Source organism: Gordonia sp. LUNF6 (assembly GCF_047041125.1).
Classification (GTDB): Bacteria; Actinomycetota; Actinomycetes; order Mycobacteriales; family Mycobacteriaceae; genus Gordonia; species Gordonia sihwensis.
The window spans coordinates 3,766,055-3,790,781 of record NZ_CP178181.1 but is presented as its reverse complement, the minus strand read 5'-3'; the positions used below and the strand labels follow the sequence as shown (position 1 = coordinate 3,790,781).

Here is a 24,727-nt window from a genome sequence, read left to right as displayed (position 1 = left end):
TCACTCATGGGAATCACTGCAATCACCGTTGCGGCGTATGTCATCGCATCGCTGCTGTTCATCCTTTCGCTCGCCGGACTGTCGAAGCATGAGTCGGCCAAGAGCGGTCTGACCTACGGCATCGTCGGCATGGCGATCGCGCTGGTCGCCACCATCGTCCTGGTCCTGAAGAACATCGTCGACCTCGACTCGCTCGACATGAAGTGGGTGCCGATCGTCCTGATGTTCGGCGCCGTGGTCGTCGGCGCGCTGATCGGTCTGTGGCGCGCCAAGATCGTCGAGATGACCGGCATGCCCGAGCTCATCGCGCTGCTGCACTCGTTCGTCGGTCTGGCCGCCGTGCTCATCGGCTGGAACGGGGCGATCGAAGGCTTCGACGTCACAGGCGTCGATCCCGGAAACGTGCGGTCGCTGACCAACATCCACGAGGCGGAGATCGCGATCGGCATCTTCATCGGTGCGGTCACCCTCACCGGTTCGATCGTCGCCAACCTGAAGCTGTCGGCCAAGATGAAGTCGGCTCCGCTGATGCTTCCGGGCAAGAACTTCATCAACGTCGGTTCGCTGGTGGTGTTCGCGGTTCTGACCGGCGTGTACGTCGCGTCCGACACCCACGACAACACCACGTCGATGATCCTGCTCGCGGTGATCACCGCTCTGGCGCTGTTCCTCGGATGGCATCTGGTCGCCTCCATCGGCGGCGGCGACATGCCGGTGGTCATCTCGATGCTGAACTCGTACTCCGGTTGGGCCGCCGCGGCCTCGGGCTTCCTGCTCGGCAACGATCTGCTGATCGTCACCGGTGCGCTGGTCGGCTCGTCGGGTGCGTACCTGAGCTACATCATGTGCAAGGCGATGAACCGGTCGTTCATCTCGGTCATCGCCGGCGGTTTCGGCATCGAAGCCGGGCCGGCCGACGACACCGACTACGGCGAGCACCGCGAGATCAACGCGGAGGCTGCCGCAGAGCTTCTGTCCGGCGCCAAGTCGGTGATCATCACCCCGGGCTACGGCATGGCGGTGGCCCAGGCGCAGTACCCGGTCGCGGATCTGACGTCCCGGCTGCGCGCGAAGGGCATCGATGTCCGGTTCGGCATCCACCCGGTGGCCGGTCGTCTCCCCGGCCATATGAATGTGCTGCTGGCCGAGGCGAAGCTGCCGTACGACATCGTGCTCGAACTCGACGAGATCAACGACGATTTCCCCGAGACCGACGTCGTGCTGGTCATCGGCGCCAACGACACCGTGAACCCGGCTGCCGCGGAGGATCCGGGCTCGCCTATCGCGGGCATGCCGGTGCTGGAGGTCTGGAACGCCAAGGACGTGATCGTCTTCAAGCGTTCGATGGCGGCCGGCTACGCGGGCGTCCAGAACCCGCTGTTCTTCCGTGAGAACACGCAGATGCTCTTCGGCGACGCGAAGGACCGCGTCGAAGACATCATCGCTGCTCTGTAACCGGGCACCGAACCCGAGCACCCCGTCGATCCGTGCGGATCGGCGGGGTGCTCGTCGTCCCGGGGCGGTGCGGCCTCGGCTCGCCCGGGCGACTGGATTCGCCGATCCCGGGGCCCGGGAGTGTCACCGGCGACCCCTACCATCGACAGACATGGAGCAAACTGGGGTCTTCGATGTGGACCTGCGCGGACTCATCGATGTACTGGGGAACAATCTGTACACCAACCCGGGCGTATTCGTCCGGGAGCTGCTTCAGAACGCGATCGACGCCCAGACCGAGCGCCCGAGCGTCGATCAACCCATCGTCATCACGGCCGACGGGGCCGAGTTCGTCGTCTCCGACACCGGCGTCGGGATGCGGGCGGACCAGATCGCCGAGCTGCTGGGGACCATCGGCCGCAGCTCGAAACGGGACGAGCTCGGATTCTCCGAGCAGGCGACGATCGGCCAGTTCGGCGTCGGGCTGCTCAGCGGATTCCTGACCGGAGACCGGATCGAGGTCTCGTCGAAGGCCGAAGGACACGACCCGGTCCGGTGGGTGGGTGACGCGTCCGGAACCGTCGAGACCGGACCGGGAGACCGGAGCGAGACCGGCACCACCGTGCGGATCTGCGCACGTCCGGGTTTCGAGCAGTGGCTCGATCCCGACCGCGTGGCCTCGCTGGCCGCGCGATACACCGCCCTGCACCCGACCCCGGTCATGGTGAACGGGCGCCGAGTCAATCCACCGGTCGAGGTCTTCGCGGCGGAGGCGGGCCGCCGGATCGCCGCGCAGGTCGCCTACTGCCAGGACGAGTTCGGATTCACTCCGCTCGACACCTTTCAGGTCGACATCCCCGAAGCGGGTCTGCGCGGCGTCGCCTTCGTTCCGCCCAGCGGCGGAGACCTCGTGGCACGGTCGGAGCACCGCGTCCACGTGAAGGGACTCCTGGTCGGCGACCTCGCGGAGCTGCTCCCGGAGTGGGCGTTCTTCGTACGGGTCGTCGTCGATGCCACCGGACTGACTCCGACCGCGTCGAGGGAGAGCGTGGTGCGCGACGATCTGTTCCACGACGTCGTCGAGTCGCTCGGCGCGCAGGTTCTGGCCTGGCTCGCCGGGCTCGAGCAGCGGCCGGCCACACGAGCGAAGTTCCTCAGCGTCCACGAGCAGGGGATCAAGGCGCTCGCGGCCCACCGGCCGGAACTGCTGGGTTTCGTCGACCGGCACTGCGTCTTCGAGACCAATTACGGGCCGATGCCGCTCGCGACCTTCCGAGCGAGATTCGGCGACCTGCGGTACACCGGCAGCGTCGATGACTTCCGCGTCCTCGGCGACATCCTGGGCAGCCGGGGTTTCGGCCTGGTCAACGCCGGCTACGCCTTCGAGACAGGCGTGGTCCGCGCGTTGATCGCCGCCGACCCCGACATCACCGGCGAGTACGTGACGCAGGAGATGCTGCTGACCGCGCTGGGAGACGTCGGTGACGATGTGCGGACGCGGTTCGCCGGTGCCCTCGCCCTGGCGGGAACCGCGCTGGCGCCGTACGGCTGCGACGTGGATCTGACGGCCATCGAGCCCGGCGAACTCTCGGGTGTGCTGCTGACCGATGACTCGGCGAAACTCGCGGGCGACCGTCGCGAGATGCTGTCGGAGGTCGCCGGGGACCCCGACGCGTGGTTGGCCGCGGTCGCGGCGGTCGACGCGCACGACCATCAGGTGCCGAGCCGGCCGGTGCTGCTGCTGAACGTGGCGAACACGCTCGTGGGACGGTTGCCGTCGATCACCGATCCGACGGTGGCGGGCGCCCTGGTCCGGACGGTCTACAGCCAGGCGTTGGTGCGAGCGCACCGATCGTTGTCCTCGGATGCGGCCAGGGACGTGGACGAAGCCGTGATGCTGCTGGCGGATCTCGCTACGCGGGCGGGCGCCAGGTGACCGACCAACCGACGCACGATCCGCGTCTGGAGAGTTTCGTCAACGACCTCTGGCACGCGCGGTACGGGGATCCGCGGTTCGGCCATGAGGATTTCGGGGCCTTTCCCGCGCTGATCGCCCGGGCCGACGAACTGGGCGACGACTACTGGCGGTTCGTCGTCCGGCTCGAGGCCTCCTACGCCGCGCTGTGGTCGGGGACCGCGGCCGATGTGCTGACTCTGCTGGCGTGGATGCTCCGGGCCCACGACCGCCGGGCGGCGACGCTCGATTTGGAGCCGACACAGCTCGAACAGCTCAACACCACGCTCGTCGACTTCCTCGAATCGGTGCCCGACGTCCCCGAACTGTCGCTCGACCAAGTGCGAGATCTGCTCGACGACTGGATCCGGCGGACCCGCGGGACGGGCTACGAGTCGGATGCGCTGGTCGCGGTGGTGCGCGCGAAGATCGCACTGCACCGCGGCGACCCCGACGCGGCCCGCCGGTTCCTCGACGAGTGCCGGGACTTCGCTCCGCCGGCCGGCACCTGCCGGGAGGGTGCGCGAGCGATGGTCGCGGCGCTCTACAGCCGGTGCGGCGATCACGCGCGAGCGCTCGAGTTGTCGGAGCCGGATCTAGTGGACGACGGCGAGCGATGCGGGTTCTTCCCCGCCGAGACGCATGTCGCGCTGATCGGTGCTTACGCCGCCGCCGGCCGGCGCGACGACGTCGTACTGGCGGCCGAGCACATCGACCGGATCTACGGCGAGTTCCCGGGCTCCACCGGCCACGCCGAAGCCATTCCCGCGCTGTTGCGCGTCGGTGAGCTCGGGCGGGCACGGGATCTGGCGGTGAGCCGCCTGCCCCATCTGGACGCCTGCTTCACGCCGCTCGACCGGGCGCGGCTGGCGGCGGCGCTGTCGGCGGCGTTCGCTTCGGCGGCAGCGGTCGACGGGGACGCCGTGATCTCCCATCACACCGATCCGGGGCGTCCGGCCCGGTCCCGACCGGCGGCCGATCTGGCGGCCGAACTCGCCGATGTGGCGCACGACATCGCCCGCGGGTTCGACATCCGCAACGGCAACGGCGCGGTCTCGACGTGGGTCGAGCAGACCCTGGCGCTCCGCGCCGCGGGTCGGCCCGACGACCGGGTGAAGCCGGTCGCCGAACGGACGGCCCAGGAGTTGATGAGCGGTATGGCCGTGTTCTCCATGGTCTCGAGTCGCAGGGCGCAGGCGTGCGCCGAGGCACTCGCGGGCCGGATCGGCGAACTCACCGGCCGCAGCCTGGCGCGGGCCCGGATCATGCTGGCGTCCGACCTGCGCCGCAGCGATCGTCACGCCGCAGAGGCGGCACTGCGGGAGGCTGCGGCCGCGGCGCGCGCGGAGTATCCGGCCATGGCGGCGCAGGCCGAACTCATGGCCGATGTGGAGGCGGCGGCACAGGGCGTCCTCGATCCGCAGCGGCTCCTGTCGGCGCCGGACCCGGATCCGGCGTGGGCGGCGCTGTCTCAGGCGAACTACTGGCGTTTCGTCGCCGTGGCGAGCGAACCCGTGGACGGTGAGCGAGCCGGCCGTGCGGTGGACGCGGGGATCGAGACGCTGCGACGCGGCTTGGCGGGCGAGATCCGCCTCGTGGAGGACGAGACGGCGTCGCGCCCGGGCTCGGCGGAGGCCGATGCCTACTCGATCGCAGCGGCGCTGCACATCATGGCGGCGTCGATGCGGGCCGCCGCCGGATACTCTCCCGACGCCGAGATCGATGCGGCGCTCGTCGCAGCCCGCCGGATGGTCGCGGCCGCCTCGACGCCCGACCAACGCCTCGAAGCCCACGCCCAGCTGGCCGGCGTCCTGGGATTCGCCGCGCAACTGCAGTCGATGAGCGACGAGCAGGCGGCGTTGCGTCTGCTGGACGAGGCCGTCGAGAACTCCCGGTACGCGCAGCGTGCGCCGCTGCTCGCGCAGCGGGCCGAACTCCGGATCACGGCGGCCGAGGACTTCGACGGTGCGGTGACCGATCAGGAGCAGGCGATCGCCGTCTGGATGGTGGAGGGCCTCGATCATCAAGCCGATGCCGCGTTGATCGACTTGGCCCGGATGCAGCTCTCGCGAGGCGACGACGCGCGGCGGGTGATCGAGGCGGTACGGCCGGTGATCGACCGGATGTCCGAGCGCGGCGACGAGGATGCCGTCGCTGCCGGTCTCGCGGTGCTCGGCCGAGCGCAATCGTCGGCTCGGCTCCCGGACGACGCGGTGATCTCGTTCTCCCGAGTGCTCGACACGGTGGTGGGCGACGAACATCCCGGGTACCTCGCGCAGCTGTATCAGGCGCGTGCGGGCGAGCTGATGGATCTCGGACGGCACCCCGAGGCGATGGCCGACTTCGACCATGCAGCGGAGTTGTTCGCCGAGTTCGGCGCGCAGCACGATCTCGGCGAGGTACTCAGATCCGCCGCTCTGGCCGCTCACTTCGGGGGCGACGACGCCACGGCCGAGAGCCTGTTGGAGCGCGCCGAGCGCGTCTACGACGAGCTGAGCGTCGACGGTCCGGTCGATTTCGAGCGAACCCGGCTCGATCTCGCTCGCGCCGACATCCTCCGGTCCACGGACCCCGAGCGCGCCGAGTCGCTGCTGCAGTCGGTGGTGGAGCGGTCGTCGGCGGCCAACTGGCTTCCGCTGGCGTTGAGCGGACTGAATCTGCAGGCACTCATGGCCGTGGAGGCGGGCGGCGACGACGGGCGCGCACGGGCGTGGGACCTGGTGCTCGAAGGACTACGGCTCGACCCCGAGCATCCAGGGCTCAACCAGCTGGCGTTCGAGTTGAACGACGAGTGATCCGCGGTGGGCCGACGAGCTACACCGGCACTCCGCGGAAATGGGTCGTGAGCCGGTGGTCGTCGTCGATCAGGTGGAAGGCGACGCCGGGACGCTGAGCGATGTTGAGGACGTCGGTGCCCTCGAATGGAAGGTTCAGGGTCGAGGCGACGCCGGGTGCGATGACGTGCGGCCGCCCGGCGAAGGTGGTCACGGCCGGTGTGTGCGCGTGCCCCGCCACGCAGCCGACGATGTTCGGGTGCTCGCCGACGAACTCCGCGAGCAGGCCGGGATCGAGCTGTCTGCGGTCGTCGATGAACGGTATCCCGACCGGGACCGCCGGGTGGTGGAAGGCCACCAGCACATCGGTGCCCGGGCCGGCTTCGGCTATCTGCGCGCGCGCCCAGTCGAGGGTGCCGCGGGAGATGTAGCCGTCGGAGCGGCCGGGGATCGACGAGTCGAGCGCGAGCACCAGGAGTCCGGACAGACGGAGCGCCGAGTTCACCGGTTCACTGCACTCGGTCCCGGTCACCACCGAGTTGTACGCGGCGCGTTCGTCGTGGTTGCCGAGGGTCATCAGAGTCGGAATGTCGGTGACGAGCGCGTCGAGGGCCTCGCGGTATTCCTCGGGGAGCCCCTCGTCGGCGATATCGCCGGTCACCAGCAGTGCGTCCACGTTCCGCGGGCCGCCGCAGCGACCGTTGAGATAATCCATCAGCGCGGCCACCCGCCTGCGGTGGTCGGGGCTGCCGTCGAAGTGGAGATCGCTTATCTGTGCGATGACGAACATGCGTCTCCTTTGGGCATCGGCCGATACCTGATCCAGGCTAGACGACCGATGCACCTGAGTCAGATCACGCCGGCGCCGGTGACACTTCCACACTCACGATGTCGGCGAAACGGTACGGCGAGGCCACCAGCAGCCCGCCGAGCTTGCGCCGCAACCGGGACATCTCAGCGCGGACCGTGACGGTTCGATCCGCGGTTCCGAACAGGTGCGCCGACAGTTCGGCCGCGCTGAGTCCATCGGGATGAGTGGCGAGGAGCCGGAGGATCTGAAGATGCCGCGGTGACGGATGGAGAACCCATGCCGCATCCGAGGAGTCGACATGTACTGTCGCGGGCCTGTCGGTGCTTTCGACGAGGACGACATGCGTGACGGCGGCGGCCGTTTCGTCCGGATCGGTGACGCGCAGCAGCCACCCGCCGGGAAGGGGCTCGACGTCGCACGGTCCCAGATCCCCGATGTGTGCGCGCCCGGCGCTGAAGTCGCGCGGAAGCCAGACGCGGGTGCGGGGAGGCAGTCGGTCGACGGCGGCGACCCACCCGTGGGGGTCCACCGCGAGGGCCGGTGCTCCGGCGCGGGCCAGAATCGGTGCGGCGACGCTGCGGAGCAGGTCGAGGCGGGTGCGGTGGGCATCACGCAGTTGCGCTTGCGCGAGTCGTGCCACCGAGTCGACCAATGCGAGGGTCGCGGGATGAATCGACGGAGCAGGGCCGCTGACGTCGACGACGCCGATCACGTCGCCGGTCCGCGGATCGCGGATCGGCGCACCGGTGCACGTCCAGGTGTGGTGGGTGCGGACGAAGTGTTCGGCGGAGAACACCTGGACGGCTTGGCGTGAGACCAGCGCCGTTCCGATCGCGTTGGTCCCCACATTCCGCTCCGACCACGACGCTCCTTCGGTGAACCCGAGTCGGTCGGCGCGGCGCAGGACCTGCGGCCCGCCCGACCGCCAGAGAACGTGGCCGGAGGCGTCCGCGACCACGAGGAGATTCTCCCCGCCGGAGATCAGGACGTCGAGGTTGCCGGTGACCGATTCGAGGACGTCGGCCAGTCCGGATTCGGCGCGACGGCATTCCACCTCACCCGGATCGAGCGGGTCGTGTCCGGCTCCGCGATCGGGATCGACGCCCGCGGTGGTGACCCGGTCCCACGACTGCCCGATCACCGACCTCGGCCGGGCGGGCAGTCTGTCGCCCGATCGTGCGGCGTCGTACACCGCGCGGAGCACGGCCGCGAACTCGCGGGGATCGTCGCCGGAGGAGATCGCCGGTTCCGGCACCGGCCGGGTCGTCGCGTTCGACATCGGACTCCCTCATGCCGCTGTGGTGGTCGTCACATGACGGATTCAGCTTCGCCCCCACCCGCGCGGTCGTCAAGCCGGTTGCAACCCCCTGCAACGCTTGTCGGCCCCAACGGGAAGGAGTGTGCTGTGCATCACAACTTGGAATGACCGCAGTGAGAGGACACAGTCATGACGCAGACCATGGATCGGCCGGTGGACACCGGGCGGCGCACCCCGTCCGAACGCATCGACGCCTGGCTCGAGAAGTTCGATAGAGCCCTGGCCTCGGGGGATCCGGAGCAGGTCGCCTCGTTGTTCGTGACGGACTCGTTCTGGCGTGATCTGGTGGCGTTCACCTGGAACCTGAAGACGGTCGAAGGACACGACGAGATCGTCGCGATGCTCGCCGCGCGTCAAACGGATGCAGCGGCCGGCGGCTTCGCGCGCACGGACGAGGCGAATGAGGCCGACGGGGTTGTCGAGGCGTTCATCGAGTTCGAGACCCGGGTGGGTCGCGGTGACGGTCACTTGCGCATCAAGCAGGACGACGACGGCGTCGACCGAGCGTGGACCCTGCTCACCACCCTGCAGGAGTTGAAGGGCTTCGAAGAGCCCAGCGGCGTGCGCCGGCCGAGGGGCGCGGTGCACGGCAGTGACCCGGACCGCCGGTCGTGGGCGGAGAAGAAGGAGGACGAGGAGGCCGAACTCGGCCGAGCCGTCCAGCCCTATGTCCTCGTGATCGGCGGCGGTCAGGGCGGAATCGCGCTCGGTGCGAGGTTGCGGCAGCTCGGCGTTCCGTCGATCGTCGTCGACAAGCACGATCGGCCCGGCGACCAGTGGCGTGGCCGGTACAAGACGCTGTGCCTGCACGATCCGGTCTGGTACGACCACCTGCCGTATCTGCCGTTCCCGCCCAACTGGCCGGTGTTCGCGCCCAAGGACAAGATCGGCGACTGGCTGGAGTTCTACACCAAGGTGATGGAGGTGCCGTACTGGAGCAGGACCGAGTGCACATCCGCCGCCTACGACGAGGCGGCCGGACGCTGGACCGTCGAACTCGTCCGCGACGGTGAGCCGATGACACTGCACCCGACGCAGTTGGTGCTCGCGACCGGAATGTCGGGCAAGCCCAACGTCCCCGAGTTCCCGGGACAGGACGTGTTCGCCGGCGAGCAGCACCACTCCAGCAGACATCCGGGACCCGATGAGTATGTGGGCAAGAAGGTGGTGGTGATCGGCGCGAACAATTCCGCCCACGACATCTGCAAGGCGCTCGTGGAAGCGGGAGTCGACACCACGATGGTCCAGCGGTCGTCGACGCACATCGTGAAATCGGACTCGTTGATGGAGATCGGTCTCGGGGCGCTCTACAGCGAGCAGGCAGTGGCCGACGGGATGACGACCAAGAAGGCCGATATGACCTTCGCATCGTTGCCGTACCGGATCATGCATCAGTTCCAGATCCCGTTGTACGACCAGATCCGGGAGCGTGACAAGGACTTCTATGCGCGGCTTGAGGCCGCGGGATTCGACCTGGACTTCGGCGACGACGGCTCGGGTCTGTTCATGAAGTACCTGCGCCGCGGTTCGGGTTACTACATCGACGTCGGGGCGTGCGAGCTGGTGGCCGACGGGACCATCAAACTCGCCAAGGGCGGAGTGCAGGGTCTCACGGAGAACTCGGTGATTCTGGAGGATGGGACCGAACTTCCGGCCGACGTCGTGGTCTACGCCACCGGATACGGTTCGATGAACGGCTGGGCGGCGGATCTGATGGGCCAGGAAGTGGCCGATCGCGTCGGCAAGGTGTGGGGTCTGGGCTCGGACACCACCAAGGACCCCGGCCCTTGGGAGGGCGAGCAGCGGAACATGTGGAAGCCGACGCAGCAGCCGGGACTCTGGTTCCACGGAGGCAACCTGCATCAGTCGCGCCACTACTCGTTGTATCTGGCGCTGCAGTTGAAGGCACGGTTCGAGGGGCTGGACACACCGGTGTACGGACTGCAGGAAGTGCATCACCTGAGTTGAGCGGAACGACGGCGCCGGCGGCTCCGGGTCAGGCCGCACGATGCGGCGGGGCGCGGCGACCGGGTGCTGCCCGTGATGCGGGCGGTGGGTGCAGGTGGTGTGCCTGTCCGGCGTGGTGGGTGGGGTTCAGGCGCCACGGCTCGCTGCCTGTGGCCGGTCGCCAGGCCATGCGTCCGGTGTCGGGTCCGTCGGTGAGGACGGTGGTCTCCCACTGTCCGCGGCTGGTGCCGACGGCCCGATTGTGGCGTCCGCACGCGGCACCGAGAGCATCGATGTCGGTACGACCACCCGCGGTGATCCAGTCCGGCGAATGATGAGCCTGAGTCTGCGCGAACGGGCGGTCGCAACCCGGCGCCGTGCAGCCCCGATCACGCGCGAACAGGGCCAGTCGTTGCGCCTTGGCGGCGAAGCGTGCTCCGCGGCCTTGGTAGAGCACCTCGCTGGTGTGATTCCGGAACACGGCCAGGTGCGGCACCGCGTCGGCGGCGAGGCTCACGAGTTCACCGATCGGAACGCGGGTACCGGTCGCGGTCAGGGAGATCCCGGCGTGTGCGGCGAGTTCTTGATCGGTGACGGTGATGACCAACTCCGCCGGAATCCGGTCCGGCCGACCTAACCCCACGTGACCGAGTACCCAGTCGCACAACGCCAGCAATGCATCGTGGGTGCGCTGTGCGGCGCTGCGCAGGTCCCGGCTTCGTGCGCCAGCCAGAGCATCAGCGTCGATGTGGTTGCTGTCGATGGCTCCGGTGGGTGACTCCGGATCGGCGGGATTGTTCATCCCGGGCGCCGCCCACGCGGTCAAGATCACTTCGAACTTGGCCCGCAACTCCGGAGTCATCGCACCGCGAACCCGGCTCATCAACTGCCGATCCTGCGGAAGGATCGTCAACCCGCGCTGGCGTTGCCGGTCGACGTGATCGGACTCCTGCCCGTCCGGATCCAAATGCGCCAGCAGCCGGTCACCGACCTTCCCCAGATCATCCGGGTTCAACCCACTGGCGGCCGCGGCCAACTCCGCCTCAGCCCGCGCTTTGACCTCCGGCGAGATACAGCCCGGCACCTTCGCCAGCACCGCCGAGATCACCAGGGCATGCTCGGCACCGATGCAACCATCGGCGACCGCCGCGGCGGTCGCGGGTTTGCGTGGCGGCAGCGTTTCACCCTGAAAGTTCGAGAGGCTGCCGATGTTCTCGGTCAGGCGCACCCGACGTCCGGCTTCCCGCGTCCCCAACCGCAGGCCCTGCGACAGATACTGGTGCGGATTCAAGTAACCGGCGGTGCGATGCGCATTGCGGTCGGAGACCTCGACCAGCAGTCCGGTGGAGATGCCGTCCCAGCGTCGGCCAACAGTTCGGCGGGGGAATCCGGCAGCGTCAGCGAGTGGTCCATCACTGCCACCTCCCCCGAGTGTTTCAGCTGTTCACACCTTGTTTTGTTGATTGTCTGAAAGGTATCAGGCGCCTCTGACATCGAAGGTGGACATCAGACCGCAGACGGTGGAGCGGATCTGATCGACGGCGGCGCCGTGGTCGCCGCGGGGCTGCAGCAGGTGGCTCACGGTGAGACGAACGTACACCTCGACGAGTGTCGCCCGATCCTCGTCGCGCAGTCCGGGAGCCACTGCCCGCGACTGCTCCGCCACCGCTTCCATCGCTCGCCCCAGCACCGTCTCGGAGTCGACCGCTACCAACGACAGGAGTTCGTTCTCGCGAGCGCGGGAACCCTCGCTGACTACGGACAGCAGCAGGCGATTCTGTTCGCCGGTCGTGAGTGTCGCGGCTGCGGCGGCCGCGAGCCCCTCCACCAGGTCCGGGGCGTGCGCCGAGATCGCATCGGTGACGCCGGTGAGGAACCGATCGGCTTCGCGGGCGACCAGTGCCGCCGCGAGGTCCCGGCGAGTGCCCATCTCGTTGTAGAGGCCGGCCCGGCTGATCCCGACCTCGCGCGCCACCCGGGACATGTTGACCGAGGACCATCCCTGGTCGATCACGAGATCTCCGACGGTGTCGAGTATCCGGTTCCGAAGCAGGGTGCGGACCTCGCTGTGAAAGGTCCGACTCTCGCCCATGGCGTCAGTGTACGTGCGGACGCGCCTCCCACGATTCGGGCGAACGGCCCGATTCTCGATGACCCAATGCCGTTGACAACTATCGAACAACTGGCGATGTGATTGACATATGACGCTCGCATGTATAAACAATGTGCAGTACAAATCACAGTGTCTATGACCGATAGCGCAGATCACCTCATCCGATGAGGCCGCCAGCCCCGGCTTCGATCACCCCAGACGGAGACGCCCATGCCTGAACCGCGACAGTCCGCTCAGTCCGAACCGACCGCCGCCGTCGACCGGACCGATCACGCCAGTCGGACCGAATACGACGTGCTCGTCATCGGCTCCGGCTTCGGCGGAAGCGTGACCGCTCTGCGGCTGTCGGAGAAGGGCTACCGGGTCGGCGTGCTCGAGGCCGGACGGCGATTCGAAGACTCCGACTTCGCGAAGACGAGCTGGGATCTGCGGCGGTTCCTCTGGGCGCCGAAGCTGGGTGCATACGGCATCCAGCGGATTCACCTGCTCCGCGACTGCGTCATCCTCGCCGGTGCGGGCGTCGGCGGTGGCTCGCTGAACTACGCGAACACTCTCTACAAGCCCTCGGGCGCCTTCTTCGAAGATCCCCAGTGGGCTCACATCACCGATTGGGAGGACGAGCTCAGCCCGTACTACGACCAGGCGCGGCGGATGCTCGGCGTGGTCACCAATCCGCACATGACTCCGGCCGATGCGATCGTCAAGTCGGTGGCCGACGATATGGGCGCCGGCGACACCTTCATCCAGACACCGGTCGGCGTGTACTTCGGTGAGCCGGGCCGCACCGTGGCCGATCCCTACTTCGGAGGCGTCGGTCCGGACCGCACTGGATGCATCGAGTGCGGTGAGTGCATGACCGGGTGCCGGCACGGTGCGAAGAACACCCTTCTCAAGAACTATCTGGGGCTCGCGGAGAAGATCGGTGCGGTGGTCCATCCGCTCACCACCGTCACCGACCTTCGGCTGGCCGGGGACGGTACGTGGGAGGTGCACACCGTCCGGACCGGTGCGTGGATGCGCAAGCGCCGCCGGGTGTTCACCGCGCGCAACGTCGTCCTCGCAGCGGGCACGTGGGGCACGCAACGGCTGCTCCACGACCTGAAGGACTCCGGGCGCCTGCCCGAGTTGTCGTCGCGGCTGGGGGAACTGACCCGGACCAACTCCGAATCCATCCTCGGCGCCATTCGCTACAGCGTCGACGAATCGCTCGACCTGACGCGCGGGGTCGCGATTACCTCGTCGTTCTACCCTGCCGCGGACACTCACATCGAACCCGTCCGCTACGGAAAGGGATCGAATGCGATGGGCATGCTCCAGTCGCCGATGACCGACGGCGACCAGCGGCTGCCGCGCTGGCTGCGTTTTCTCGGCATCATGCTGCGGCACCCGATCGCCACGGCCCGGATTCTCGCGGTCAAGGGGTGGAGCGAGCGCACGATCATCGCGCTCGTGATGCAGAACCTCGACAACTCGATCACCACGTTCACCCGGCGCGGACTGTTCGGCCGGCGGCTGTCGAGCCGCCAGGGCCACGGCCGACCGAACCCGACGTGGATCCCGGCGGGTAACGAGGCCACCCGGCGCATCGCGGAGAAGATCGGCGGCGTTCCGGCCGGCACCTGGGGTGAGGTTTTCAATGTGCCGATGACCGCGCACTTCCTCGGTGGTTGCGTGATCGGCGAGAATGCGTCGACCGGGGTGATCGATCCCTATCACCGCGTGCACGGGTATCCGACGCTCAGTGTGGTCGACGGTTCGGCCGTCTCGGCCAACCTCGGCGTCAATCCCTCGCTGACGATCTCCGCGCAAGCCGAGCGCGCGGCGGCGCTGTGGCCGAACAAGGGCGAGACCGACAGCCGCCCGGCTCAGTACCTCGGCTACCGGCGGGTGGAACCGGTACAGCCGGCCGCACCGGCGGTACCGGAGTCGGCACCGGGTGCGCTGCGTCTGCCCATCACGCCCGTCGGGCGTCCGGTGAATCGATGACGACGGCTTTCGCTCCCGCAATCGGGAAGGCGCGCAACGGCGTTCAGACGGTCGGTTCCTTCTTCCTCACCTTCTGGGAGATTCTCAAGGCCCTGCCGCGCAGACCGTTCCAGTGGCGCGAACTCGTCGCCCAGGCATGGTTCATCGCCAGCGTCTCGATCGTCCCGACGATGCTGATGTCGATTCCGTTCTGCGTCATGGTGGTCTTCCAGATCAACGTGCTGCTCAACGAGATCGGCGCCATCGATCTGAGCGGAGCGGGCGCAGGCATCGCGGTCATCCGCGAGATCGGCCCGATCGTGACCGTGCTGGTCGTCGCGGGAGCGGGTGCCACCGCCATCTGCGCCGATCTCGGCTCCCGAACGATCCGGGAGGAGATCGACGCCATGCGGGTTCTCGGCATCGACCCGATCCAGCGTCTGGCCGTGCCCCGCGTCATCGCCTCCTGCGTGGTGGCGGTGTTCCTCAACGGGTTGGTCACTGCCATCGGTCTGACCGGCGGATATCTGTACGGAGTCTTTCTGCAGGGGGCGACGCCCGGTCAGTACATCACCGCCATTCCCATCCTGACCGGCACCTCGGATCTGCTCATCAGCGAACTGAAGGCGGGGATCTTCGGACTCCTCGCGGCCGTCGTCGCATGCCACCTCGGTTTCAAAGCGGGCGGCGGACCCAAGGGCGTCGGAGACGCCGTCAATCAAACGGTCGTGCTCAGCTTCGTGCTGCTGTTCCTGGCGAACGCCGTCATCACGACCCTGTCTCTGCACTAGGCGGGCACCGGTGAATCGGAGGACCACATCATCATGACGAGTGCACCAACGCGGGAACCCTCTCGCGCACGGTTCGAACGGCTGGCGCCGGGGCGGCTCCTGACGCCCGCCGACCGCTTGGGACGTCAACTGGCGTTCTACGGCGCGTCGTTGCGCGCGGTACCGCGCGCCTTCACCCACTACCGCCGGGAGACGATTCGTCTGCTGGCGGAGGTCTCGCTCGGCGCGGGCGCCCTCGCGGTGATCGGCGGCACCGTCGTCATCATCGGCTTCCTGACCGCGGCCGCGGGCTACGAGGTGGGCCAACAGGGCTCGAGTTCACTCGGACGCGTCGGTGTCGAGGCGATGTCCGGCTTCATCTCGGCCTTCTTCAACACCCGCGAAGCGATCCCGGTGATCGCCGGAGTCGCGTTGACGGCCACGGTCGGCTCGGGTTTCACCGCGCAGCTCGGGGCCATGCGGGTGAGCGAGGAGATCGACGCCCTCGAGGTCATGTCGGTCCAGTCCCTGCCGTACCTGGTCTCGACGCGAATCGCCGCCGGTCTGGTCGCGATCATTCCGCTCTACGCCATCGCACTGTTCACCGGATACGCGGCGACCAAGTTCGTCAGCGTCTTCCTCTCCGATCAGTCGCCCGGCACCTACGACCACTACTTCCAGTTGTTCCTGCAGCCCAGTGACGTGGCGATCTCGCTGCTGAAGGTCATCGTGATGGCGGTGGCGGTGATGGCCGTGCACTGCTACTACGGCTACAACGCGAGCGGCGGACCGGCCGGGGTCGGGGTGGCGGTCGGCCACGCCGTACGGACCTCGCTGATCATCATCATGGTCGTCGACTTCGTCGTCGGCATCGCGCTCTACGGCGGCGTTCACGCGACGGTGCGGGTGTCCGGATGATCGAACACTCCCGCGTCCGCCACCTGCTGTACGCCTTCACCGCGGCGGCCGTCGTCGTCGCTCTCGTCGTCCTCGCGCTGATGTCGTACCGCGGCGACTTCCAGAACACCAAGACCGTCTACCTCAATGCCCCGCGGGCCGGACTCCTGCTGCTCCCCGGATCGGACGTGAAACTCCACGGCGTGGTCGTCGGGCGAGTGTCCGAAGTCACCGTCGCCGACGAGAAGGCGCGGATCCGCATGGAGATCGACTCCGGCGTGACCGGCGAGCTGCCGACCAACGTGCTGGCCGAAATGGAGCCGACGACCCTCTTCGGGCGCAAGTACGTCGCGCTGTCGATCCCGTCCGCTCCGGCTGCCGGCAGGTTGACCGAGGGCTCGACGATCGACACGTCGAAGACTCCGGTCGAGGTCTTCGACACCTTCGACCTGCTGGTCAAGATCCTCAACCGAGTCGATCCGGCCCGAGTGAACGCGACGCTGGCCGCGGTGCAGACGGGTACCGTCGACCGCGGCGGAAAACTCGGCGCCGTCATCGATGATGTGAACCGCTACCTGGCCACGTTCAACGGATCGCTGCCGACCCTGCAGCGCGACCTCCGACTCGGCGCCGACAATCTCGAGACGTTCGCCGCGATGACACCCGACCTGATGACGACGGTGCGGAATCTGACCGTCACCTCGAAGACCGTCGTCGACGAGCAGACCGAGCTGACCGCGTTCCTGCTGAGCTTCACGCGGTTCGGGAACACCGGCGACCGGTTCCTGACCGGTGCGGGGACGCCGCTGGTGAAGGCGGCCGAAGCGCTCGCGCCGCCGACGCAGGTCCTCGGCGATTACGGCCCGATCCTCCCGTGCTTCCTCTCCGGACTCAACCTCGGGCGCAAGTACTTGGAGCGCGCCTTCGGCGGGGCCCGCGCGGGCCTGGACATCGTGGGCACGCTCATCATGGGCGATCCGCCCTACCGTCCGGGAGTCGACGCCCCGCGCACCAACGCCGGTGCCTCGGGCCCCAGTTGTTACGGGTATCCGCGCGGGCCCGGAGCAAAGGCCCCGGGACATGTGGACTTCGACGACGGCAGTCACGCCTACCGCGATGTGAAGACCCCGGAGGACGTCATCGGCAACCCGTTCGCCTCCATGATCTACGGAATGACTCGATGAACGTGACCGGGCCCGCGATCAAGCTGGGCATCTTCCTGCTCGTCAGCGCACTGATCACCGGAGTGCTGTTCGTCATCGTCGGCGACCTCCGGTTCGGTCCGACGAAGTCGTACCGGGCGGTGTTCACCTCAGCCTCCGGACTGCGCACCGGAGACGATGTGAAGCTCGCGGGAGTCGTCGTCGGCAAGGTGACCGATGTGACGGTGGTGCGCGAGGAGAGCACCGGACCGGGCCTCGGCGCCGAGATCGCCATGGACGTCGACTCCGACATCGCCGTCACCGAGGCGACCGACGTGAGCATCAAGTACAAGAACTTGATCGGCGATCGCTATGTGGAGCTGAAGACGCCGTCGACGCCCGTGGCGCCGGAGCGGCCGGAGGGGTCGGTCATCCCGGTGGCGCACACGCGACCGGCCCTGGACATGGACGCCCTGGTCAACGGCTTCAAGCCGCTGCTCACCGGCGTGGACCCGGACCAGACCAATCGCCTCTCGGCGGCCCTGGTGTCGGTCCTCAACGGCCGCACCGACGACATCGGCGAGGTCATCACCCAGCTCGGGCAACTCGGCAAGACCATCGCCGACCGCGACGCGACCATCGGTTCGGTGGTGACCGACCTCAACACCGTGCTCGGCACGGTCGACGAACGGAAGGCCGCGTTCAGCTCGATGATCGGCCAGATGCAGCGACTGGTCTCGGGGCTCGCCGCGGACCGCACGACCATCATGGACGGTCTCACGCACATCGACTCGGCGACCTCGCAGCTCGACAGCCTGCTGTCGCAGGTCCGGCCGGATCTGACCGCGGACATCGCGCACCTGCGCGGGCTGGCGGCGAACCTCAACAAGAACACCACGACGATCAACATGCTCCTGAACAAGCTGCCCGAGGCCTACCGATTGCTCGGCCGGTCCTCCGGCTACGGCAGCTTCGTCAACTTCTTCGTGTGCGGTCTGGCCATCCGGTACCCGACGCTCGACGGCGGGCACCAGGACACTCCGATGATCCAAGTCCCCGCTCAGAGGTGTAAATGATGAGACCTGACGACTCCTCCCGTGCCGTCCGGGCCGGGATCATCGGCACCGCGGCGATCCTGGTGGTCCTCGCGCTGGCCTTCAACTATCGGTCGCTGCCGTTCTGGCCGGGCACCACCACCGTCGTCGCCGAATTCGCCGACGCCAGCGGCCTCAACGTCGACGACGAGGTGCACGTGGCCGGCGTCGCCGCAGGCAGCGTCACGTCGATCTCCCTGGCGGACGACCACGTCGACGTCGGGCTCCGGCTCACACAGGGGTGGCGGGATCTCGGCTCGCAGACGCGTGCCGCGATCAAGGTGGAGACCGCGCTCGGCCGTCGCTACGTGGAACTGACGACCGGCGGGAGCGGTGAACTCGGCGACCGCATCCCGCGTTCGCGCACCACCTCGGGATTCGACCTGACCGATTCGCTGAACCAGCTCACCGAGCAGGTAGGCGACACCGACAAGAAGCAGGTGACCGATGCGGTGCAGAGCCTGAGCCAGGTGCTGAAGGGGCTCCCGGACGATCTCGGCGGTTCGCTGGAGAACGTCGCCGACGCCGCTCGGACCGTCTCGCGCCGCGACGCGGGGATCCGCACCCTGCTGCAGCACACCGATTCGCTCTCGGGCGTCCTCGCCGAGCGGAAGGGAAACCTGACCCGGCTGATCGACGACGGCGATGCGCTCTTCGCGGCACTGAACGACCGCGCCGCAGTCATCCGCCGGGTGCTCGTCAGCCTGCGCGGCGTCGCCGATGAGATCGAGCGGGTCACGGTCGAGAACCGCACTTCGACGCCGCCCATGCTCGAGGAGCTCCGGAAGGTCACCGACACGTTGAACGCGAACTACACCAACCTCGACAAGTCGATCGCCGGCATGCGTCCGTACGTCATGCAGTTCACCGACGTCCTCGGCAGCGGACCGTTCTTCGCCGTACTGCTCGAGAACATCACGCCGGCGAACCTGCGCGGACAGCAGCCGGGCAGCCCGGGAGGCGGACGATGAACGCAGTCAGAAGGCTGGGCGTCCCGGCGCTCATCGTGATCGGCATCGTCGTGACGGCGATGGTGGCTTTGACGGTGTCCGTGGTCTGGGAACGCACCCACACCGCGCGGGCCACACTGCACTTCACCGACGCCACCGGGCTGTTCCCCGGCGATCCGGTCAAGATGCGCGGCGTGGCGATCGGGACGGTCGAATCGGTGGCACCCGCGCCGAGCGATGTGACCGTCGAGGTCTCCTACGACGACTCGGTCTTCGTCTCGGCATCGGCCCGCGCGGCGATCGTCTCGCCGACCCTGGTGTCGGGACGGTACGTCCAGTTCGTCAATCCGGAACCGCTCGATCCGGAGGCCTCGCGCGGGGCCGCGCTGGCCGACGGCGCGGTCGTCGGTCTCACGCGGACCGCGGTGCCGGTCGGGTACGACGAGATCAAGAAGCAGGTGACCGATCTCGCCGCTCAGCTCGGCCCCACCGCGGACGATCAGAAGGGCACGCTCAGCCGGTTCGTGGACACCTCCGCGTCGGTCCTCGGCGACAACGGACAGTCGCTCCGGCATGCGGTCGATGCGCTCTCGGATGCGGCGAGCACCCTCGCGGCCGGCGGTCCGGACCTGTTCGGCACGGTGCGGAACCTGCAGAAGGTGGTGACCGCGCTGCGCGCCTCCGACGATCAGATCGTGTCCTTCTCGGCACAGCTCAACGACGCGTCGGCACTGCTGGACGACAATCGAACCCAGCTCGACGCCGCGGTCGGTGCGCTCAACGGCATGGTTCCGGATCTGCGCGAGTACCTGTCGGAGAACCGCGACGCGCTGAGCTCCGACGTCAAGGAGCTGACCCGGGTCTCGCGGTTGCTCGTCGACCGCGAGGACGATCTGGCCCAGATCCTCCACACGGCGCCGACTGCCCTGTCGAATCTCTACAACATCTACGACCCGGACTCGAACTCGCTGACCGCCGGGCTGGCGATCGCGGACTTCCCGGACCCCGTCTCGCTGATCTGTGCGCTGCTGACCACGGTCGACGCACCCAAGAAGGAGTGCCAGAAGGTGAACACCACACTGACTCGCGTCCTCACCTCTGAGCTCGCGCGCGCGTCGACCCAGACGGGAGGCCGGTGATGAGGCGCACCCGGATCACGGCAGTGCTGGCCGCACTCCTGGCGGTGGTGTCGACGGCACTCACCGGCTGCCGGTTCGACGGCGCGAACTCGCTGTCCCTGCCCGGTGACGCGATCACCGGCGACCCGTACCGCGTCACGGTGCACCTGGCCGATGTGCAGAACCTCGTGTCGAACTCGCTGGTGAAGTACGACAACGTGACGGTCGGACAGATCGGATCGATCTCGGTGGTCCGATCGGTCGCCGCCGTGGAGGTCGATCTGTCCGAAGGCGTCGAGATCCCTTCGAACGCCACGGTGAAGCTGGCCCAGACCTCGGTTCTCGGTGCCCAGTACCTCGAATTCGTTCGCCCGGAGCGGCCGGCCGCGGGCCACCTGCTGCCCGGCGACACGATCGACGTGAACTCGTCGTCGGCCTACCCGTCAACCGAGTCGGTGCTCGCGGCGCTGTCTCTCGTCCTCAACGGGAGCGGACTCGAACAACTCAGGTCGATCATGACCGAACTCAACACCGCTACCGACGGCCGGACGGCCACGGCGAACGAGGCGATCGGCCGACTCAAGACGCTCGTGACCCGGCTCAACGAGCAGCGTGACGACATCGGTCGGGCGATCGACGCGCTCGGTCGGCTCAGCGGTTCGCTCGCCGATCAGAACTCGACGATCGCCGCGGGAATCGACGGACTCGAGCCGGCGCTCACCGTCCTCGCCGACCAGCGGGAGAACCTCACGACGATGCTGGGCCGCGTCGGAACCTTCGGTGAGAAGGTGTCCTCGGTGCTCTCCCGGAGCCATGACGATCTGACCGCGATCGTCTCCGAACTGCGGCCCGCCCTGAACGGACTCGAGCAGTCCGGCGACGACCTGGTCGGTTCGCTGCTCGTCGGTCTGACGATTCCCTTTCCGGTCACCACGATCGACAAGGGAATGAAGGGCGACTTCCAGAATCTGTTCCTCACGCTCGACCTGTCGGTCGGCGCCATCCGGGACAAGGTGATCGGCAGCCTGCCGAAGATCGATGTGGAGAAGATGATGCTGTCCCGACAGGCGGCCGACCCGCTGCGTGCGCCGTTCGCGGCGCCGAAGGGAGGCCGGCGATGAGACTCACGCGCCTGGTCAAATGGCAGCTGATCGTGTTCGCTCTGCTCACCGTGGTGAGCGTGGTCTACGGAGCGATCACCTACATCGGCATCGGGCGGGTCACCGGTCTCGGCACCTATCGGGTGGTCGCCGAGTTCGGTGCCGCGGGCGGGGTGTACGAGAGCGGACTGGTCACCTATCGCGGCGTCACCGTGGGACGAGTCGACAGCGTCGACCTGGATCTGGCGAACCCGTCGGCTCCGGTGCGGGTCACCTTGCGCATCGACTCCGACCGCAAGGTCCCGCGCGACAGTTCCGCGCACATCAGGAGTCAGTCGGCGGTCGGCGAGCAGTACGTCGACCTCATTCCGCGCTCCGCAGACGGTCCGTCGCTCGAGGACGGCGACGTCCTGCCGGCCGCCGGCAATGTGACGCCGACCCCGACCAAGGACGTGCTGGGCCGGACGATGAATCTGGTGGCGGCGCTGTCACCGCAGAATCTGGAGACCACGATCGACGCGGTCTCCGACGGCTTCGGGCAGTCCGGGGACCGGCTGGCCCGCCTGATCGACTCGTCGCAGCAACTGCTGCGGCTCGCCCAGATCGACCTCGTGCCGACGACCACGCTGATCGGCGACGCGGATCCGCTGCTGCGCACCGGCAACAAGGTGGCCGCCGACCTGCGGTCGTCGGTGGCCGACCTGGCCTCGTTCACCGACCAGCTCGCCATGAGCGACGGCCGGATCCGGACCCTGCTCGAAGACGCCCCCGCAGCCGCCGACGAGGTGTCGACCACCCTGGGCGAACTCACGCCGACGCTGCCGACCCTGCTCGCGAACCTGCAGACGGTGGGACAGGTGCTGCGGGTCAATGTGCCGGGCCTGCGCCACATCCTGACCGTGTACCCGGCGTTCACGTCGGGAACGCTGTACTCGGTCAAGGACTTCGCGCTGGGGGAGAGCCCGCAGGCACCGCTCGACGTGAAGCTGGGCAACACGCTGAACCCGCCGCCGTGCACGGAGGGCTACGGCCGCACGCAGCGCCGCGATCCGTCGGATATGCGCGAGGTCCCGGTGGTCCCGGACCAGTACTGCGACGTCCTCGCCGCCAACCCCAAGGTGGCGCGCGGCGCCCGGAACGTGCCGTGTGCGACCGACCTCTCGGTGCGGACCGCACTCGTCGCCGACTGTCCGCGCGGGCTGCCCTCGACGTGGCCCGAGATGCTCGCGCGGCCGCATTCGGCGAGCGCAGGCGACCCGCCGAGCCCGCGCCGGCGCACGTCCGCGGCGGCGAGCAGGCCGATTCCCTACTCGGAGAAGACGGGCGGATTCCGAGGACCCGACGGGGTGACCTACTTCGTCGGCACGCCCACCAGCACAGCATCCGGAAAGGGGAACGCGACATGGCAGTCGTTGCTGATCAAGTGGTAGACGCCGACCACGAGGAGGATGACGGGCAGTCCGATGGCGGGCAGCCGGCGCCCGGGGCTCAGTCGCGGCGTTCGGCGGTGGTCGTGGTGTGGTCGCTGGTGATCGCCGCCGCGGTCGTGCTGACGATGCTGGGAGTCAAGGGCGTCGATCTGTACCACGCGAGACGGGACCAGAGCCGCGATGCCCAGGTCCTCGATGTGACACGCGAGGTGGTCGCGGGGTTGGTGAGTCTGGACTACAAGCGGTCCAAGGCCGATCTGGACCGGATCTCAGCGGTGGCGACCGGCTCGTTCCAGAAGCAGTTCGGCCAGCTGGCCACGTCCTTCGAACAGGTGCTGGCGTCCGGCGAGGTCCGCTCCACGGGCGCGGTGAAGGAGGCCGGGATCGTCGAAGCCGACGACGACTCGGCGAAGGTCCTGGCGGCGGTCAGCTCGGTGGTGAAGAACACCGAGGCGCCCGACGGGCAGCAACGCGTCTACCGGATGCTGGTGGACCTCGAACGGCAGGGCGACGACTGGAAAGTCGGGAATGTGGAGTTCGTGTCATGACGACGACTGAAGCGGCGACCGAAGCGGCGACCGAGCCGGCCGGTCGGGAACCGGACGTCGCCGAGACGGGTACGCGCCGACGACTGCTGCACCGCGTGCTGTTGTGGCCCGCGGGCCTGACGGTGCGCATGCGCCGGATCGTCGTCGGCGTCCTGGCCGCGGTGACGATCGCCGGCACCGGGACGCTCGGCTACGTGTGGTGGGCCGCGGCGAGTGCCGACGCCGACGTCGCGGCCGGCCAGTCGGCGCTCGCGTCGGCCCGTCGCGACGTCCCGCAACTGCTCAGCTACGACTACCGCACGATCGATCAGGCGTTTCCCGAGGCGGCCAAGACCCTGCTGACCGGCAAGTTCCTCACCGAGTACACCGAGTTGGGCGCCTCGGTCATCCAGCCGGCGGCCAAACGCGATGACATCGTCACCAAGGCCGAGGTCGTCGAAGCATCGGTGGTGTCCGCGAAGGCCGATGCGGTGACCGTCCTGCTCTTCGTCAATCAGACCACCACCAGCAAGGGGATGGAGGGTCCGCGCCTGGACGGCAGCCGCGTCCGGGTGGACCTGACGAAGGACGGCGACTCCTGGAAGATCTCCGAGTTCGTCCCGGTCTGATCGTCGAGGCGCGTGGTCGATGACACCGTCACTCGGCCGCGCGCTTCGACGGCAGGACGCCGTAGCCGACCAGTCCGACGTATCCGCCGATCCGGAATCGGTTCACCTTCACGTGTCCGCCCCACTCATTGCCTCCGACGGTGGTGACCTCCCCGTCGGAGTAGTCGAGCACGATGTTGGTGTGCTGACGGAAGAAGCTCTTCGTGGAGTAGAGCATCACGTCGCCCAGAACGGGACGGTAACCCGAGTCTGCGGCGCGGAAACGTCCCTGCGACTGGAAGTACTCGGTCAGGGTGTACACCCCCGGGATCCGCCAGTGCCCGGAGAACGGATTCTCGAAGGGCACGCCCGACTCGCGCATCACCCAGCTGACGAAGTCGGCGCACCACTCCTCGTCGACCCCTTCGGAGTACTTGGTGCCCGGCGGCTGGGCGTCGAACTCCGCGCGGGTGACGGTGACGATGCGCTTCTGCGTGGGGCCGAGAGCAGTGGTGTCCAGGTCCGGATAGGCGCGGTCGCGGTTGTTCCACCAGGTCCGGACGAAACCCACTGCGCCTTCGTGGACGGCCACGGCGGTCGCGCCGCCCAGGAGCACGACGACGACTGCGAGCCAGATTGTGAGCCTTCGGCGGCGGGGTGACATTCGGCCAGCGTATCCGCCGCCCGGGCCCATGTTTCGGGGCCTCGGCGATCGGGAACCCGATCGATGTCCGGAACGGAGTTCGCTTCCGGACGGACGAATACCGACTATGTG

19 protein-coding genes and 1 pseudogene are annotated in these 24,727 nt (G+C 68.0%); 15 read left to right on the top strand and 5 right to left on the bottom strand.

Annotated elements, in window-relative coordinates:
- The first annotated feature begins 6 nt into the window (after positions 1–6).
- The 3 genes from pntB to ACK8HH_RS17795 all read left to right on the top strand — a co-directional run bounded on the left by pntB (position 7) and on the right by ACK8HH_RS17795 (position 6,183).
- Positions 7–1,455 (top strand): Re/Si-specific NAD(P)(+) transhydrogenase subunit beta, encoded by a 1,449-nt coding sequence (gene pntB / locus ACK8HH_RS17805; protein ID WP_006896880.1) that lies wholly within the window; start codon positions 7–9, stop codon positions 1,453–1,455.
- Between the two features lie 151 nt (positions 1,456–1,606).
- Complete coding sequence (locus tag ACK8HH_RS17800) at positions 1,607–3,370, top strand: HSP90 family protein (protein ID WP_045538107.1); 1,764 nt, start codon at positions 1,607–1,609, stop codon at positions 3,368–3,370.
- Positions 3,367–6,183, top strand: coding sequence for a hypothetical protein (locus tag ACK8HH_RS17795; protein ID WP_412475427.1), 2,817 nt, complete (start codon positions 3,367–3,369; stop codon positions 6,181–6,183). The genes ACK8HH_RS17800 and ACK8HH_RS17795 overlap by 4 nt, the downstream gene beginning before the upstream one ends.
- A gap of 19 nt (positions 6,184–6,202) precedes the next feature.
- Here ACK8HH_RS17795 and ACK8HH_RS17790 read toward each other — a convergent pair whose 3' ends face one another.
- Both ACK8HH_RS17790 and ACK8HH_RS17785 read right to left on the bottom strand, forming a co-directional pair.
- Positions 6,203–6,952, bottom strand: coding sequence for a metallophosphoesterase family protein (locus tag ACK8HH_RS17790; protein ID WP_045538103.1), 750 nt, complete (start codon positions 6,950–6,952; stop codon positions 6,203–6,205).
- Between the two features lie 64 nt (positions 6,953–7,016).
- On the bottom strand, positions 7,017–8,252 hold the full coding sequence (locus ACK8HH_RS17785; RefSeq protein WP_045538101.1) for a helix-turn-helix domain-containing protein: 1,236 nt from the start codon (positions 8,250–8,252) through the stop codon (positions 7,017–7,019).
- 168 nt (positions 8,253–8,420) lie between these two features.
- Between ACK8HH_RS17785 and ACK8HH_RS17780 the strand changes: the two genes are divergently transcribed.
- Positions 8,421–10,259, top strand: coding sequence for a flavin-containing monooxygenase (locus tag ACK8HH_RS17780; protein ID WP_006896875.1), 1,839 nt, complete (start codon positions 8,421–8,423; stop codon positions 10,257–10,259).
- Between the two features lie 28 nt (positions 10,260–10,287).
- On the opposite strand, the pseudogene ACK8HH_RS17775 reads toward ACK8HH_RS17780, so the two are convergent.
- Both ACK8HH_RS17775 and ACK8HH_RS17770 read right to left on the bottom strand, forming a co-directional pair.
- Positions 10,288–11,601: pseudogene (locus tag ACK8HH_RS17775) on the bottom strand (DUF222 domain-containing protein); the annotation flags it as partial.
- A 114-nt stretch (positions 11,602–11,715) separates the two neighbouring features.
- Positions 11,716–12,330 carry a TetR family transcriptional regulator gene (locus ACK8HH_RS17770; protein ID WP_006896873.1) on the bottom strand — a complete coding sequence of 205 codons (615 nt, stop codon included), beginning with the start codon at positions 12,328–12,330 and terminating at the stop codon, positions 11,716–11,718.
- A 231-nt stretch (positions 12,331–12,561) separates the two neighbouring features.
- Between ACK8HH_RS17770 and ACK8HH_RS17765 the strand changes: the two genes are divergently transcribed.
- From ACK8HH_RS17765 to ACK8HH_RS17715, 11 genes are read left to right on the top strand one after another with little or no spacing between them, the layout of a single operon-like run.
- Positions 12,562–14,337: a GMC oxidoreductase gene (locus tag ACK8HH_RS17765; RefSeq protein ID WP_006896872.1), complete on the top strand. Its 1,776-nt coding sequence runs from the start codon at positions 12,562–12,564 to the stop codon at positions 14,335–14,337.
- Complete coding sequence (locus ACK8HH_RS17760) at positions 14,334–15,107, top strand: MlaE family ABC transporter permease (protein ID WP_006896871.1); 774 nt, start codon at positions 14,334–14,336, stop codon at positions 15,105–15,107. Before ACK8HH_RS17765 ends, ACK8HH_RS17760 begins: the two co-directional genes overlap by 4 nt.
- 33 nt (positions 15,108–15,140) lie before the next feature.
- The gene (locus ACK8HH_RS17755; RefSeq protein ID WP_006896870.1) at positions 15,141–16,004 is read left to right on the top strand and encodes an MlaE family ABC transporter permease; all 864 of its coding nucleotides are present in this window, start codon (positions 15,141–15,143) and stop codon (positions 16,002–16,004) included.
- The gene (locus ACK8HH_RS17750; RefSeq protein WP_006896869.1) at positions 16,001–17,167 is read left to right on the top strand and encodes an MCE family protein; all 1,167 of its coding nucleotides are present in this window, start codon (positions 16,001–16,003) and stop codon (positions 17,165–17,167) included. The genes ACK8HH_RS17755 and ACK8HH_RS17750 overlap by 4 nt, the downstream gene beginning before the upstream one ends.
- Positions 17,164–18,201: an MCE family protein gene (locus ACK8HH_RS17745; protein WP_006896868.1), complete on the top strand. Its 1,038-nt coding sequence runs from the start codon at positions 17,164–17,166 to the stop codon at positions 18,199–18,201. Before ACK8HH_RS17750 ends, ACK8HH_RS17745 begins: the two co-directional genes overlap by 4 nt.
- Complete coding sequence (locus ACK8HH_RS17740) at positions 18,198–19,190, top strand: MCE family protein (protein WP_006896867.1); 993 nt, start codon at positions 18,198–18,200, stop codon at positions 19,188–19,190. Before ACK8HH_RS17745 ends, ACK8HH_RS17740 begins: the two co-directional genes overlap by 4 nt.
- Entirely contained in the window at positions 19,187–20,308 is a 1,122-nt protein-coding gene (locus ACK8HH_RS17735; RefSeq protein WP_006896866.1) for an MCE family protein, read from the top strand. The genes ACK8HH_RS17740 and ACK8HH_RS17735 overlap by 4 nt, the downstream gene beginning before the upstream one ends.
- The gene (locus tag ACK8HH_RS17730) at positions 20,308–21,408 is read left to right on the top strand and encodes an MCE family protein (RefSeq protein WP_006896865.1); all 1,101 of its coding nucleotides are present in this window, start codon (positions 20,308–20,310) and stop codon (positions 21,406–21,408) included. The genes ACK8HH_RS17735 and ACK8HH_RS17730 overlap by 1 nt, the downstream gene beginning before the upstream one ends.
- Positions 21,405–22,817 carry an MlaD family protein gene (locus tag ACK8HH_RS17725; RefSeq protein WP_006896864.1) on the top strand — a complete coding sequence of 471 codons (1,413 nt, stop codon included), beginning with the start codon at positions 21,405–21,407 and terminating at the stop codon, positions 22,815–22,817. Before ACK8HH_RS17730 ends, ACK8HH_RS17725 begins: the two co-directional genes overlap by 4 nt.
- Complete coding sequence (locus tag ACK8HH_RS17720; RefSeq protein ID WP_039867627.1) at positions 22,790–23,365, top strand: hypothetical protein; 576 nt, start codon at positions 22,790–22,792, stop codon at positions 23,363–23,365. Before ACK8HH_RS17725 ends, ACK8HH_RS17720 begins: the two co-directional genes overlap by 28 nt.
- Positions 23,362–23,973 (top strand): hypothetical protein, encoded by a 612-nt coding sequence (locus ACK8HH_RS17715; protein ID WP_006896862.1) that lies wholly within the window; start codon positions 23,362–23,364, stop codon positions 23,971–23,973. The genes ACK8HH_RS17720 and ACK8HH_RS17715 overlap by 4 nt, the downstream gene beginning before the upstream one ends.
- Before the next feature lie 28 nt (positions 23,974–24,001).
- Here the strand turns inward: ACK8HH_RS17715 and ACK8HH_RS17710 are convergent, their stop codons facing one another.
- A complete protein-coding gene (locus tag ACK8HH_RS17710; protein WP_006896861.1) occupies positions 24,002–24,616 on the bottom strand; it encodes a CHAP domain-containing protein in 615 nt (204 codons plus the stop codon).
- Positions 24,617–24,727 lie beyond the last annotated feature (111 nt).